Raw genomic sequence first — 13,652 nt, 5'->3', positions numbered from 1 at the left:
GTCAGACGCCTCTGCCGTCCCAGCTTCCGAAAGCCTCAATCACTGCAAGAATATCGGAGTGCTTGCGAACCACGGTCTCGGCGCCGGCTTCCATCAGCGCCTCGGCGTGTCCCGGCCAGGAGTGCGCCCCGCCGGTGAAGCCGATCGCCCGCATGCCGGCCCGGACGGCGGCGGTAACGCCGGCGAACGAATCCTCGATGACGATCGTCTCGGCGGGATCGGCGCCGAGTTCGCGGGCCGCATGAAGGAACACGTTGGGATCTGGCTTGCCCTTGCGGGTTCCCACTTCGCCGGCCGAGAACACGTAGGGCTTGAAGCGATCGTAGAGGCCGGCGCTGGTGAGGGCCCGCTTGAGATAGGCCGCATCGGCGTTGGAGCCGACGCAACGCGGGCCGTCGAGCGCATCGAGCAGGTCGGAGATGCCCGGCACCGCCTTGACGTGGACGATGCGCCGGTCGAACTCCGCCTGGATGCGCTCCTTGATGCGGCCGCTGACCGGCAGCCCGGTTTCCTCGGAGAGAATTGCCTCCATCTCGCCACTGGCGAGGCCCGCGAAGCGGGACGTCACTTCATCGGCGGTGATGGCGAAGCCTTCGTCGTTGAGCACTTCCGCGGTGACCGCCGAGGAAATGATCTCGGAATCGATAAGCACGCCGTCGCAGTCGAAAATGGTGAGCATGGGATGATCCGGGTTCGGGGCGGCCCGACGGGCCTGGACGGGGAAGGACGCGCCTACTGGAAGGCCGTTTCCATGAACGAGCGCAGCTTGCGCGAATGCAGCCGCTCCGGCGCCATGTCGCGCAGTTTCTCCATGGCGCGGATGCCGATGGTCAGGTGCTGGCTGACCTGCCGCCGGTAGAAGGCGCTCGCCATGCCCGGCAGCTTCAGCTCGCCATGCAGCGGCTTGTCGGAGACGCAGAGCAGCGTGCCGTAGGGCACGCGGAAGCGGAAGCCGTTGGCGGCGATGGTCGCCGATTCCATGTCGAGGCCGATGGCGCGCGATTGCGAGAAGCGCTGCACGGGCTCGCGCTGGTCGCGCAGTTCCCAGTTGCGGTTGTCGATGGTGGCGACGGTGCCGGTGCGCATGATGCGCTTGAGCTCGAGATCCTTGAGGCCGGTGACCTCGGCGACCGAGCCTTCCAGCGCCACCTGGATCTCGGCGAGCGGCGGAATGGGAATCCACAGCGGCAGGTCGGCGTCGAGCACGTGATCGTCGCGCACGTAGCCATGGGCCAGCACGTAGTCGCCGAGGGCCTGGCTGCTCCTGAGGCCGGCGCAGTGGCCGAGCATCACCCAGGCGTGCGGCCGGAGGACGGCGACATGGTCGGTGATCGTCTTGGCGTTGGAGGGGCCGACGCCGATATTGACCAGCGTGATGCCGGAGTGATCGTCGCGGACGAGGTGGTAGGCCGGCATCTGCGGCAGGCGCAGCAGTTCCTCGCCCTCGGTCGGCGCCGCCTCGCCGAGCGGCGTCACCTGGTTGCCCGGCTCGACGAAGGCGACGTAGTCGCTCTGGCCGGAGGCCATCATCTCGCGGGCGCGGGCGGCGAACTCGTCGACGTAGAACTGGTAGTTGGTGAACAGCACGAAGTTCTGGAAGAAGCGCGGCGAGGTGGCTGTGTAGTGCTGCAGGCGGTGCAGCGAATAGTCGACGCGCGGCGCCGTGAACGGGGCGAGCGGCAGCGGATCGCCGATCTTGGGGTCGAGCGTGCCGTTGACGATGGCGTCGTCGGTCACAGCAAGGTCGGGCACGTCGAACATGTCGCGCAGCGGCCGCGGCAGCGTGTCCATCAGCGCGCCCTCGACATAGGCCCCCTCGTAGAAGGCGAAATGCAAGGGTATCGGCAGCGAGCTCTCGCCGATCTCGATCGGCGCGTCGTAGTTGCGGATGATCACCGTCAACTGGTCGACGAGATAGGTGCGGAACAGCTCGGGCCGCGACACGGTGGTCTCGTAGACGCCGGGACCGCTGAACTGGCCATAGGACAGGCGCGAGTCGGCGCGGCCATGCGTGTCGGTGGACACCCGGATCAGCGGGTAATAGGCGCGGATGCGCCCTTCCGGAACGGCGCCCTGCACCACAGCCTCGAAGGAGGAGCGGAGGAAGGCGGTGTTGCGGGCGTAGATCTCGATCAGACGGTCGACGGCCGCCTCCGCGTCGCGGAAGCTGGTCATGGGAAGGCGGGGGGGACTATCGATGAAAACGGGAGCCGGGCGCTCGGATGCGATCATGTCGGTCTCTTGCGGTACGTGTCCCTGGGGCCATTGGTCCTGGGGCTGGTACCGCAAGGTCAATACCACAAGATGACGGCGAAGCCAGTCCGATTGTGCGCTTCGCCGGTCAACCGTCAGCCCAGATCCGGCCGGCGACCGTTCCGGATCATCGGAACGTGCGGACCGGCGCTTTCGTCGAGCCGGCCGAGGAGGCGGACGTCGTCGTGCACCTCGACGGCGCGGGCGTAGGGCGTAAAGCCCATGTGCATGTAGAAGGGCAGCGCCTGCGGGCTGTCGAAATGGCAGGTGTGCAGCCAGAGGCGTTTCACGCCCGGCCGGGCAAAGGCAATGTCGATCGCCTCGCGCATCATCCAGCCGCCGATGCCGCCGCCGACCGCGTCGGGCACCAGGCCGAAAAAGGAGATCTCGGTCTCATGCGGCCCGGAGAGGTCCATCTCGACGATGCCCATGCGCCGTCCGTCCTTCACCGGGCACCAGGAGCGCATGTGGGGCGCGGCCAGCTTGGCCTCCAGCTTGTCGCGCGGCATCAGCAGGCGCGAGCTCCACAGCCATTCCCAGCCGATCTCCCGGTAGAGGTCGAGGAAGGCCTCGGTGTCCCAGCGGTCGACCGGCTCCATCGCATAGCCGGCCGGTGCCGGCCGGCGCGGTCTTTCCGGGCGTTCCGTCATCTCCAGGAAGGTGACGAGGTTGGCGAGCTTGCCGGGGGCGAGGGCGTGGTAGCCGTCGGGGAGGAAAGGCGTGTCAGTCATGATCCGCCGTATTTAGCGGATGCCGGCGCCTGCCGGAAGGATATTCCGAAGGGTGTTACGCCGCCTGCCGGGTGATGGCGCTGTAGGCGGCGTTGATGGTGGCCATCCGCTCGGTGGCGACGCGGATGAAATCGGCCGGCAGGCCGCGCGCCTGCAGGCGGTCGGGGTGATGCTCGGCGACGAGGCGTCGCCAGGCCTTCTTCACCGCCGCGTCGTCGGCGCCGGGCGGCAGACCGAGAACGGCATAGGGGCAGCGGGCGTCTTCCCCGACGTGGCGGGCGAAGACGCGATGGAAAGCCGCCTGCGGCAGGCGGAAGATGGTGCCCACCGTCTCGAGGAAGGCGAGTTCGTCGTCATGCAGGCTGCCGTCGGCGGTGGCGATCACGAACAGGCCGTCGAGGATGTCCTCGAGCGTCTCCATGTCGGTCTCGTAGAGCGCATGGATCCGCTCGGCATAATACTCGTAGCCGGCAGTGTCCTGCTTGGCGAGGTTGAAGAGGCGGGCGACGTGGCGCTTTTCTTCCGGCGGCACCTGGAACAGCCGCTCGACGACGGCCACCTCGTCGGCGGTGACGACGCCGTCGGCCTTGGCCATCTTGGCGGAGAGCGCGATCATGGCGGAGGTGAACGCCACCCCGCGCCGCGCCTCCGGCGACAGTGTCTCGCGCAGCACGTCGACCACGCACTGGAAGACACAGGTGACCGCATCGGGAATGCGGGCGATGACGGCGGAGAATTGCTGCCAGAAGGTCATGATGGGAAAACCATACGGCATAACCGCTATCATGACGAGCCCAGAGGCGGCCGATCACGCCCTTCACACTAGGATTTGACCGGTTCGGTCAACGAAACCTCTCGCGGACCGCAGCGGCCGGTCAGGGCGCCGGCACGAACTCGATGTTCCCGCCGTCGAGCCGGAAATAGCCGTCCTGCGACACCGGCAGCGTCAGCATCTCCTCGTGTCCGAGGCCGGCGTGGAGGCCGCGCACCAGGCGGCTGATGATGCCGTGGGTGACGATCACCGCCGGCGCTTCCGCCGTCGCATACCAGGTTTCGACGCGGGCGAGCACGGTGTCGAGCGTCTCGCCGCCCGGTGCCTGGAACTGCCAGTCGATCGGCCGGATCGACTGGTCGCTGCCGAAGCGGGAGAGGATGTCGTCGCGCGTCAGCCCCTCCCAGTCGCCGAAATGCACCTCCATCAGGCTCGGCACCTCGACGACGTTCATCGGCAGCGATCGGCCGATCAGTTCCGCCGTGGCGCGGGTGCGGCCGAGCGGGCTGACATAGGCGCGGATCGGCTCGACGCGCGCGCCGATCTCGGCGGCCAGCGCCCGGCCGATGCGCGTCGCCTGATCGCGGCCGAGGTCGGTGAGCGGCGAGTCGAACTGGCCCTGGAAACGGGCCTCGGTGTTCCAGAGCGTTTGTCCGTGTCGTACGAGATAGAGCATGGGGCGGGTCCTGTGCGTCCGTTCAGGCGATCCTGACGCGGTTGATGAGATGGACGGCGATGCCGGCGATCAGTCCCCAGAAGGCGCCGGGGATGCCGAGGAAGCCGACGCCGGAGGCGGTGACCAGGAAGGTGACGACGGCCGCCTCGCGCGTCTCCGGCGACGACAGCGCCGTCGACGTGGAGGCGCCGAAGGCGCCGAGCAGCGCGAGGCCGGCCACCGCCTCGATCAGCACGGGCGGCGCGGCGGCGATGAAGGCGGTGGCGGCGCCGGAGATCAGGCCGACGATGACATAGGCGACGCCGCAGACGACGGCCGCCCAGTAGCGATTGTCCTTGTCGGGGTCGGCATCGGGGCCGGCGCAAAGGGCGGCGGTGATGGCCGCGAGATTGACGGCATGGCCGCCGAACGGCGCCGCGAGAAGGGTGAAGGCGCCGGTGTTGCTGAGGATGGGACCGAACGCCGGCCGGTAGTCGTTGGCGTTGAGCACGGCCATGCCCGGGATGTTCTGCGCCGCCATGGTGACGACATAGAGCGGCAACGCCGTGCCGATCAGCGCCGCGAAGCTGAAGTGAGGAACGATCAAAAGGGGCGCCGGCACCAGGCCTTCCGTCACCGCCTCCGGGATCGGCGTCGTTATGGCAATGATGACGGCAGCAACAATGACGGCGGCCGGCACGGCCAGCACCTTGCGCCAGAGGCCGACGACAAGCCAGGTCAGCACCACGGCGAGGCCGGCGAGCGGCGAGACGGCCACCGCCTTGACCGGCGCGAGGCAGAGCGTCAGCAGCACGCCGGCCAGCATCGCCGAGGCGATCGGCGTCGGAATGGCGGCGACCGCCCGGCCGAGCGGTTTGACGACGCCGGACAGCATCAGCAGCGCGCCGGTGATCAGGAAGGCGCCGACCGCGTAGGAATAGCCGCCGGCCACCGCTCCCGAGGAGGCGAGCAGCGCCGCGCCGGGTGTCGACCAGGCGACCGAGATCGGCATGCGGAACCTGAGGCTGAGAAGAATGCCGGAAAAACCCATGGCGATGGTGACCGCCATCAGTCCGGAGGCCACCTCGGCCGGTGACGCGCCGGCCGCCGAAAGGCCGCGCACCACCACCGTGAAGGCGCCGCCGAAGCCGACGAAGGCGGCGATGAGGCCGGCGGCGACGGCCTGCGGCGAAGGACGGGAGGGCATTTGTCGATTCCGGAGAGGGATTGGGAGGGACGACGCTATCCAATCCGAAAGGCCCGCCGCCTTCAAGACCCGGCGTGCCGGCGGCGTGTCGCACCGGCCGTGACGCGGGCGGCGGGATGATCGACGGAGGGCGCCCGATGATTCCCGACCCGTCCTCCGGCCCTTTGCGCCCCGATTCCTCCCGGAGAGATTCGCCGTCGTCGGACCGTCTGTTCGCCGCCGCGACGGCGGAAAGCTTCTTAGCCTCCTAGCCGTTTGGTTATGAGTAGGTTCCCTGAGGCTTGTGGAAAATGAACGGATGCTAATGGGTTGGAAACCGACAATTCCCTTTTGAAGCAGGGCTTTAACCTTCTATTAACCCTTGTGTTCCCGGGGGGAGGGAGGTGAGTGACAAAACTGCAACATGGATTTTCGATTAGCCATTCCGGGCGGATTGCCGGCGTCTTTCCCGTTGAAGACCGGCTCAGGATCGGCCATCACTAGCGTCGTGAGATTTCGGGAGACGGAACTCACCGCCAAGTGAAGTCGATCTGCCTGGGGTGGTTAGGCGGCGGAGCAAGGCGGCAAAGAACCGGAACCGGTTCCACGCCAGCGATGATAACGGTCAGGCCGTTTGTTGTCAGGCAGGGAAGGGTTCTTTCTCTAGATGACTTTGGAGGTCAGGAAATGAACATGAAGACGCTGCTCGGCACCGCCGCCGGCCTGATGGTCGCCACGGGTGCTTACGCCGCCGACCTGCCGGGCGAAGCCGCCCCGGTCGCTGTTGACTACGTGAAGGTTTGCGACGCCTACGGCGCCGGCTTCTTCTACATCCCCGGCACCGAGACCTGCCTGCGCGTCAAGGGCCGCGTTCGTGCCGGCGTCACCTACACCAACAACGGTGGCGACCTGAACAACGGCCGCGACACTGTTCGGATGCGCACCGATGCCTACGTCGGCTTCGATGCCCGTACGGCCTCCGATATCGGCGTGGTCCGCTCGTACTTCGAAATCGGTATTGATGACGAAACGCGCGATATTCTGGCCAACCAGGCGTTCATCCAGGTCGGCTACGTGACGGTCGGCCGTCAGGACGAAGTCGCCAACGGCGACGGCCTCTATGGCATCAACGACTCGACCTGGGAGCCTGGCGACTACACCGCCACCGGCGCCAGCGTTCTGGTCGACAACCTCGGCGGCGGCTTCTTCATCGGCGCCGGTCTCTATGGCAATAACGACACGCAAGAGGATACGCTCAACCGCCCCTATATTTGGCAGTCGGGTGAAGAGGCCGAGTACCAGGCCTCGGGCATCATCGGTATTACCGGCCAGTCCTGGGGCAGCTTCGACGTGTCGGGCATCTATCGCTCCTACGACGACGATCTGGGTGTGGATGGCGACATCTGGGGTGTCAAGGCCACTGCCAACCTGAAGCTGGTCGACAAGCTGTCGCTGCGCGTCTGGGCTGCCTACCAGGATGGTGGCGACGGCGTCAACCTGGCCAACATCGCTGGTTTCCGTGCTGAGAACGTCACCGACCTGGCCATTGCCGCCTCGTATCAGTTCAGCGATCCGCTGGCTGTTTACGCCGGTGTTCGCTACCAGATCGTCGATGGGGTTACTTATAATCGTGGTACCACGGCCAATCCCGATGTCGGCAAGTTTGCTGATGACCTCATCTACGCCAACGTCGGCGTCGACTACGAGCTGGCCCCGGGCCTCAACCTGCAGGGCGAACTCGACTACGCCTCTCAGGACGACTGGAACCAGTTCACCGCTGTCACCCGCCTCGTCCGCGTGTGGTAATATCATTCCCTTCGGGGTTTGAGGAAAAGGCCCGGCTCGTCCGGGCCTTTTCTTTTTGAGAGGTTGCGGACCCGGTTTCCGCAAGCGACGACTTTTTTGCCTTATCGTTCATTTGTTTGACGACTGTGTTCCGCGGGTAATTGCTTTTCGCAAATGCCCTTTCGTATTCTCATTGCCGCGAACGGACGGGTGGCGTCCGGGCTTCCGGAGGCGGGAAGATGGTTCGCTGGCAGATCTCGGCGATACTTGGCGTGGCGGCGGCGGTCGCCGTCACGGCCGCGGCGCTTATCACCAGGACGACGGACATCGCCGTCGATCTCGGGACGCGTGCCGGACAGGTGTTGTCCGGCGAGGCGACCAGTTGGGCGTCCGTCGATATTCGTGGCCGCGACGTCTACCTGCGGGGCGATGCGCCATCGGAAGAGAATCGCCGGCTGGCGATCGAGCGGTTGGGCCGGCTCTACGGGGTTCGCGCGGTCGATGCCTCGGCAGCTGGATTGCTGCCCGAAATCAGCCCCTATGTCACTACGCTCGAGCGCAACGGCGATACGATCATGCTGAGCGGCGCCGTGCCGTCGCTGCCGGACAGGGCGCGCATTTTCGGCGCCCTGGCGGCCGCCGCGCCGGGGCTCGGTATCGCCGATCATAGTCTGTTGGCGCGCGGCAAGGCCGACGATCGCTATTTCGACGCCATGCGGGCGCTCTATGGCGTGCCGGCTCTCCTCTCGCGCGGCAAGGCGACACTGACCGATAGGGTCGTGACCATCGAGGGTGAGGCGGCGAGCAACGCCGCCTACGATCGGCTGACGGCGTTCGCCCCGGCGCTGCCGGAAGGCTACAGCGTGGCGGCCGTCAAGGTGTCGCGGCCGCTGGCCTCGCCCTTCGTCTGGTCGATCGACCGCGATGACGATGGCGTCACGGTATCCGGTTTCGTGCCGGATCCGGCGACGCGCGATGCTGTGCTCGACGTGGTTCGACAGGCGATCGGGCCCCGCAACGTATTCGACAACCTCGACTATGCGGCGGGTGCGCCGGCTGGTTTTGCCGAAACCGCCGAGGCGGCGGCGGATTACCTCGATCTTCTGGCCTCGGCGCATATCGCCCTCAATGACCGCTTGCTTGTCGTATCCGGCCGGGCCGCCAGCCCCGAGGCCTATCGAACGCTCAACGCCTATCTCGAGACCTGGAATCCGCCGGGCTTCGTTCTGCAGAAGTCCATTGCCCTGCCGATCGTCGAGCCGTTCACGCTGACCGTCTCCAAAAGTCATGGCCGCGTGACGGTGACCGGCTTCGTGCCGACGGACGACGCCGAGAGCGATATTGCCGAGGCGGCTCAGGCGATTGCCGGTAACGAGGAGGGCGATAGCGAACCGGTGGTCGAGACGACGCTGGCCGACGGCGCCCCTCCCGGCTTTGGCGCGGCGGCCCGGTTCGCGATCGGCCTGCTTGCCAAGCTCGACGAGGGAACCGCGCTCCTGTCGGGCACCCATCTGACGCTGTCGGGCACGGCGGCGACTTCCGGCGACTTTCTCGAGCTGGAAGCGGCCATCGCCAATCCGCCGGCCGGCTATGACGTCGGCAACGGCGTCACGCCGCCGTCAATTACCCCCTATGTCTGGTCGATGACCAAGGACGCCGAACAGCTCACCATCGCCGGGTCCGCCCCTTCGGAAGCCACGCGCGCCGCCATCCGGGCCGTCGTCGACGGTTCGTCGGGCGAGCTTGGCCTTGTCGACCGGTCCGGTCTCGGCGCCGGCCTCGATGCCGCCATCGACCTCGTCGCCGTGTCGCGCAAGGCGGCGGCGATCCTGGCCGAACTCGATGTCGGCGAGGTACGCTTCGTCGGCAATACCTTGTCGGTGACGGGCAAGGCGTCAACGGCGGAGGCCAGTGCAATGGTCGGCAACGAGCTCGACAGCCTGCCGGCCGGCGTCGTCAAAGGCAGCTCGGAGATTTCGGCGCCGGCCGCCTTCCGCTTTTTTGTCGAGCGCGGGCTCGATACGGTGACCCTCGATGGCGATCTCGCCGACGAGGCCATGCGAAAGGCGCTGAGGAACGCCGCCGATCGGGCGTTCGGCAAGGCGGATATTCTCGATTCGTCGGAGGTGGTCAAGAGCGCGCCGGAGGGCGCCCGCGATGTCGCGTTGTTTGCCATCCGGGCCGCGTCGCTTCTTGCCAAGGGCAACGTCAGCGTCGAGGGAAGCGCCATCAAGGTGACGGGCAGTGCTTTCACCGCCGCCGGCGCGGCGCGCCTGCCCTCGGAACTGTCGACGGCGGTGCCTGCCGGCTTTACACTCGAGGTCGCCGTCAACGCCGTGCCGGCCGAGCCGCCACTCGAGGCGGCCGCTTGCGGCGAGGCGATTAAAGCCGTGCTCGCCCGAACCCCCGTTCGCTTCGACAACGGTGCGGCGACGGTTGCCGCCGACAGCCGGGGGGGCATCGACCGGCTCGGTGCGCTGGTGCTCCGCTGCCCCGCCGCCCGTTTCGTGCTGACGGCAACGGCAGGCGGAGCCGACGCGGCGCGGGCTCGGGCGCTCGGCGAGGCACGCGCCCGCAACGTGGCCGGCGCCTTCGCGGAGATCGGCATCGATCCCGGCCGGTTGACGGCGAGCGGCGCCACCGGCACGGCGGATGGATTTTCCATCACCCCGGCAGCGCCCTGACCAGGAGGTCCTGATGCTCTATCTCGTCCTTACGCTCTGGCCGTATCTTCTGATCGCTTTCATAGCCGGGTTGGTCATCGGCTGGTTCGGCTCCGACCGCATCGAGGCTTGACCATTGGAGCATCGGACCGAAAAGTGGACTCCAGTTTTCGAAAATTCCGAGGCAATAACAATGGACTGGATTGCCACTCCGCGTCCGTCGGGGCGCACGGCAATCCGGTCGACAGGTCGCTTTCCTCCCAGTGGGGTTCACCATGGCCATTCTGATCATCGAGACCTTCATCCTGACGGCGATCGCCGTCGGCGCCGGCATATTGGTCGGTGTCCTGGTCAAGCAATGGTTTGGCCGCCGCACGGTCGGCAGCGAACGCCTGGCCGAGGTGATGGCGGCGGCCGAGGCGGCCGAAGCCGACATGAGCGACGATAGGGAGAAAGCCGAGCAGCAGGCCCCGTCATTGGAGGCGACGGAGCCGGAGACGGCCGCCCCGGCCACATCCGGAGATGTGCCGGTCGCCGCGCCCTCGGTCGCCGAGGCGCTGACCGGGCCGGCCGCCGAGGTATCGGCGGGCCTCGACCGTATCGCCGCCGCCGACCGGCTCGGCGAGCGGCCGCCGGCCTTGCCGGGGCCGCGCCCCGGCGGCGCCGACGATCTCCGGCGCATCCGCGGCATCGGCCCGCAGAATGCGACACGGCTCAACGCACTCGGTATCTACCATCTCGACCAGATTGCCGCTTGGACGCCGGCCGAGGCCCGCTGGGTGGGCGCCTATCTGGCCTTCCCCGGCCGTATCGAGCGCGAGGACTGGATCGGCCAGGCCAAGGCGCTGGCATCCGGCGACGGGGACGGGACCGCCGAGTTCTGACCTCTCCGCGGTCGCAAGGTCCCGGAGCACGTCGGTGAACCGAAGCCGCCGCCTGTCTCATTCGGCGTCGGGAATGACCGGTCCTTGCGCTATCGTCCTCGGCTTGCGAAGCAGGAACACCAGCGGCAGGGCGGCCAGCGATACGTACATCATCAGTTTGAAATCATCGACATAGGCGATCATCGTCGCCTGAAGCGTGGTGATCTGATCGATAACTCCGGCGAACTGGCTGGAGCTGGCGTTCATCCCGACGGCATGCGCGGCCGCGTCGACGCCGGGCGAGAAGGCGGTCAGCCGTTCGGCGAGCTCGGCATGATTGACCTGGATATTCCGGGTCAGCACCACCGAGACCATGGATATGCCGATCGACGAGCCGATGTTGCGCACCAGGCTGTAGAGCGCGGCGCTCTCGGTTCTGAGCTGCGGCGGCAGCGTCGCGAAGCCCACCGTCGACATCGGCACGAACACCAGGCCGAGCCCGAAGCCCATTGCCACGCCGGTATAGATGATCGGCCAGGAATCCATGTCGGGGGTGAAGCCGGTCATGCCCCACAGTCCCCAGGCGGTCAGTCCGAGGCCGACGACGATGATCAGGCGCGGATCGACGAAGCGCAGGAGCCGGCCGACCAGCAGCATGGCGATCATCGTGCCGATGCCGCGCGGCGCCAGCACGAGGCCGGTGGTCACCGTCGGAAAGCCCATGATGCGTTGCAGGATCGGCGGCAGAAGCGCCGTCGTCGCCAGCAGCACCACCGAGATGGCGAAGGTGAAGATGCTGGCGGCGACATAGTTCCGGTCGCGGAAGATCTGCGGCGGAATGAAAGGATGCTCGGCGGTCGCCGAATGGACGATGAAGCACCAGAGGGCGGCGGCGGCCAGCGCCGTCTCGACGATGATCTCCGGCGACGAGAACCAGTCGAGCTGTTCGCCGCGGTCGAGCATCAGTTGCAGGGCGCCGACGAACAGGCCGAGAAAGGCGAAGCCGACGAAGTCGAACGACCGGTGGCGGCGCGGCGACGCCGGCATGGTGAAGGCGATGCCGAGGAAGGCCAGCAGGCCGACGGGAACGTTGATGTAGAACACCCAGCGCCAGTCGAAGCTGTCGGTCAGCCAGCCGCCCAGCGTGGGGCCGAGGACCGGCGCCACCATGATGCCGGCGCCCCAGAGGGCCATGGCCTGCCCATGCCGTTCGCGCGGGTTGATGTCGAGCAGCACGGCCTGCGACAGGGGGGCGAGCGAGGCGCCGAAGATGCCCTGCAGCACGCGGAACGCCACCATTTCGGTGAGGCTGCCGGCCATGCCGCACAGGCAGGAGGCGAGGGTGAAGCCGGCCACCGAGATCAGGAACAGCCGGTTGCGGCCGATGGCGTCGGCTATCCAGCCGGTCAGCGGCATGACGATGGCCGAGGCGACGATATAGGAGGTCAGCACCCAGTTGATGGTGTCCTGCGCCGCGCCGAGGCTGCCCTGCATCGACGGCAGGGCGACGTTGGCGATCGTCGTATCGAGCACCTGCATGATGACCGCCAGCATGGTGGCGATCGACAGAAGGCCGCGGTGCGGTACGTCGGTGAGTTCGGCCGGGGTCATTTTGCGGCGAGTTTCTCCGGCGAGGCCCCGAGGCCGAGCGTGTCGAGCGCCGTGCGCAGGAAGGCCGGCAACGGCCGCACGAAGCCGGTGTCGACGTCGACGCCGACGCTGAGGCCCGCCTTCAGCGGCAGCGACGTCGGCTCGTCGAGAGTGATGCGGACGGGCACGCGCTGCACCACCTTCACCCAGTTGCCGGTGGCGTTCTGGGCCGGCAGCAGCGAGAAGATGGCGCCGGTGCCGCCGCCGAAGCTCTCGACGTGGCCCTTGATCGTCACGTCGGGATAGGCGTCGAGCGTCAGCTCGGCGGTCTGGCCGGCGCGCATGTGGCCGAGGTCGGTTTCCTTGAAATTGGCTTCCACCCAAGTGCTGGTAGTGTCGATGATCGCCATCGCCGGGCTGCCGCTGCCGATATACTGGCCCACCTGCAGGTTGGCGACCTGGCTGACCGTGCCGGTGGTGGGCGCACGCACCACGGCGCGCTCGAGATCGAGCCGGGCGCTGTTTTGCGCCGCGAGGGCGCCGAGCACCGACGGATGCTTGTCGGTCTCGATGTCGGCGTCGCCGCCGAGGGCGACCAGCGCGTCGGCCACCCCCTGTTCGGCTTCGGCGACCGCCTGCCGGGCAAGGTCGAGATCGTGGCGGGCGCTGTCATATTGCGCCTCGGTGGTGTTGCCGGTCCGCCTCAGCTTGTCCTGCCGGCCGAACTGCACCTCCTGGAAGGCGAGGGTATTGCGCGCCGTGTCGGCCTTGAGCTCGGCGTCCTTGAGGCGGGTGCGCAATTCCTCCACCTGCAGTCGGGCGAGCGCCACCGCGCCGTCGGCCTTCTCGAGGGCGATCCGGTAGACCGCGTCGTCGATGCGGAACAACACGTCGCCCGGCTTCACCGTCTGGTTCTGGCCAACCCGCACCTCGGCGATACGGCCCTCGACTTCCGGGGCGACCAGCACCTTGTTCTGCTGCACGTAGGCATTCTCGGTGGAAGCCCAGCGGCCGCCGGTCACCCAGTACCAGCCGCCCGCCGCGACGAGCGCCAGCGGCAGGGCGGCCATCAGGAGGTAGCGGAGGGGGCCGCGCCGGCGCGGCCGGCGGGAAGGGGCGGCCGGAGCAGGAGCAGGGGTCGGAGCGGAAGCGGG

Annotated in this window: 11 protein-coding genes; 3 read left to right on the top strand and 8 right to left on the bottom strand. The window is 67.4% G+C overall.

What is annotated here, in order from left to right:
* Position 1: 1 nt before the first annotated feature.
* The 6 genes from CJ014_RS09520 to CJ014_RS09495 all read right to left on the bottom strand — a co-directional run bounded on the left by CJ014_RS09520 (position 2) and on the right by CJ014_RS09495 (position 5,618).
* Positions 2-679 carry an HAD family hydrolase gene (locus CJ014_RS09520; protein WP_100080240.1) on the bottom strand — a complete coding sequence of 226 codons (678 nt, stop codon included), beginning with the start codon at positions 677-679 and terminating at the stop codon, positions 2-4.
* 53 nt (positions 680-732) lie between these two features.
* Positions 733-2,232 carry an AMP nucleosidase gene (locus CJ014_RS09515; RefSeq protein ID WP_207765712.1) on the bottom strand — a complete coding sequence of 500 codons (1,500 nt, stop codon included), beginning with the start codon at positions 2,230-2,232 and terminating at the stop codon, positions 733-735.
* Between the two features lie 116 nt (positions 2,233-2,348).
* Positions 2,349-2,984, bottom strand: a complete 636-nt coding sequence (locus CJ014_RS09510; RefSeq protein ID WP_100080238.1) for a GNAT family N-acetyltransferase — start codon at positions 2,982-2,984, stop codon at positions 2,349-2,351.
* A gap of 55 nt (positions 2,985-3,039) precedes the next feature.
* A complete protein-coding gene (locus CJ014_RS09505; RefSeq protein WP_100080376.1) occupies positions 3,040-3,738 on the bottom strand; it encodes a molecular chaperone DjiA in 699 nt (232 codons plus the stop codon).
* Between the two features lie 121 nt (positions 3,739-3,859).
* On the bottom strand, positions 3,860-4,432 hold the full coding sequence (locus tag CJ014_RS09500) for a histidine phosphatase family protein (protein ID WP_100080237.1): 573 nt from the start codon (positions 4,430-4,432) through the stop codon (positions 3,860-3,862).
* Positions 4,433-4,454: 22 nt separating this feature from the next.
* Entirely contained in the window at positions 4,455-5,618 is a 1,164-nt protein-coding gene (locus CJ014_RS09495) for a benzoate/H(+) symporter BenE family transporter (protein WP_100080236.1), read from the bottom strand.
* A gap of 672 nt (positions 5,619-6,290) precedes the next feature.
* Here CJ014_RS09495 and CJ014_RS09490 point away from each other — a divergent pair.
* From CJ014_RS09490 to CJ014_RS09480, 3 genes are all read left to right on the top strand, one after another.
* On the top strand, positions 6,291-7,403 hold the full coding sequence (locus CJ014_RS09490; RefSeq protein WP_165790805.1) for a porin: 1,113 nt from the start codon (positions 6,291-6,293) through the stop codon (positions 7,401-7,403).
* A 218-nt stretch (positions 7,404-7,621) separates the two neighbouring features.
* Entirely contained in the window at positions 7,622-10,066 is a 2,445-nt protein-coding gene (locus tag CJ014_RS09485; protein ID WP_100080234.1) for a BON domain-containing protein, read from the top strand.
* 254 nt (positions 10,067-10,320) lie between these two features.
* Positions 10,321-10,929 (top strand): NADH-quinone oxidoreductase subunit E, encoded by a 609-nt coding sequence (locus CJ014_RS09480; RefSeq protein ID WP_100080233.1) that lies wholly within the window; start codon positions 10,321-10,323, stop codon positions 10,927-10,929.
* 57 nt (positions 10,930-10,986) lie between these two features.
* Here CJ014_RS09480 and CJ014_RS09475 read toward each other — a convergent pair whose 3' ends face one another.
* Complete coding sequence (locus CJ014_RS09475; protein WP_100080232.1) at positions 10,987-12,519, bottom strand: DHA2 family efflux MFS transporter permease subunit; 1,533 nt, start codon at positions 12,517-12,519, stop codon at positions 10,987-10,989.
* Positions 12,516-13,568: an HlyD family secretion protein gene (locus tag CJ014_RS09470; protein ID WP_245427223.1), complete on the bottom strand. Its 1,053-nt coding sequence runs from the start codon at positions 13,566-13,568 to the stop codon at positions 12,516-12,518. Before CJ014_RS09470 ends, CJ014_RS09475 begins: the two co-directional genes overlap by 4 nt.
* Between the last annotated feature and the right edge of the window lie 84 nt (positions 13,569-13,652).

The organism is Pleomorphomonas carboxyditropha (assembly GCF_002770725.1).
Classification (GTDB): Bacteria; Pseudomonadota; Alphaproteobacteria; order Rhizobiales; family Pleomorphomonadaceae; genus Pleomorphomonas; species Pleomorphomonas carboxyditropha.
This window is presented reverse-complemented; position numbering and strand designations above follow the sequence as displayed.

What these genes read in the sequence shown, in the direction of transcription:
- CJ014_RS09520 (WP_100080240.1), bottom strand. Translation starts at nt 679, where the DNA reads ATGCTCACCATTTTCGACTGCGACGGCGTGCTTATCGATTCCGAGATC.
- CJ014_RS09515 (WP_207765712.1), bottom strand. Translation starts at nt 2,232, where the DNA reads ATGATCGCATCCGAGCGCCCGGCTCCCGTTTTCATCGATAGTCCCCCC.
- CJ014_RS09510 (WP_100080238.1), bottom strand. Translation starts at nt 2,984, where the DNA reads ATGACTGACACGCCTTTCCTCCCCGACGGCTACCACGCCCTCGCCCCC.
- CJ014_RS09505 (WP_100080376.1), bottom strand. Translation starts at nt 3,738, where the DNA reads ATGACCTTCTGGCAGCAATTCTCCGCCGTCATCGCCCGCATTCCCGAT.
- CJ014_RS09500 (WP_100080237.1), bottom strand. Translation starts at nt 4,432, where the DNA reads ATGCTCTATCTCGTACGACACGGACAAACGCTCTGGAACACCGAGGCC.
- CJ014_RS09495 (WP_100080236.1), bottom strand. Translation starts at nt 5,618, where the DNA reads ATGCCCTCCCGTCCTTCGCCGCAGGCCGTCGCCGCCGGCCTCATCGCC.
- CJ014_RS09490 (WP_165790805.1), top strand. Translation starts at nt 6,291, where the DNA reads ATGAAGACGCTGCTCGGCACCGCCGCCGGCCTGATGGTCGCCACGGGT.
- CJ014_RS09485 (WP_100080234.1), top strand. Translation starts at nt 7,622, where the DNA reads ATGGTTCGCTGGCAGATCTCGGCGATACTTGGCGTGGCGGCGGCGGTC.
- CJ014_RS09480 (WP_100080233.1), top strand. Translation starts at nt 10,321, where the DNA reads ATGGCCATTCTGATCATCGAGACCTTCATCCTGACGGCGATCGCCGTC.
- CJ014_RS09475 (WP_100080232.1), bottom strand. Translation starts at nt 12,519, where the DNA reads ATGACCCCGGCCGAACTCACCGACGTACCGCACCGCGGCCTTCTGTCG.
- CJ014_RS09470 (WP_245427223.1), bottom strand. Translation starts at nt 13,568, where the DNA reads ATGGCCGCCCTGCCGCTGGCGCTCGTCGCGGCGGGCGGCTGGTACTGG.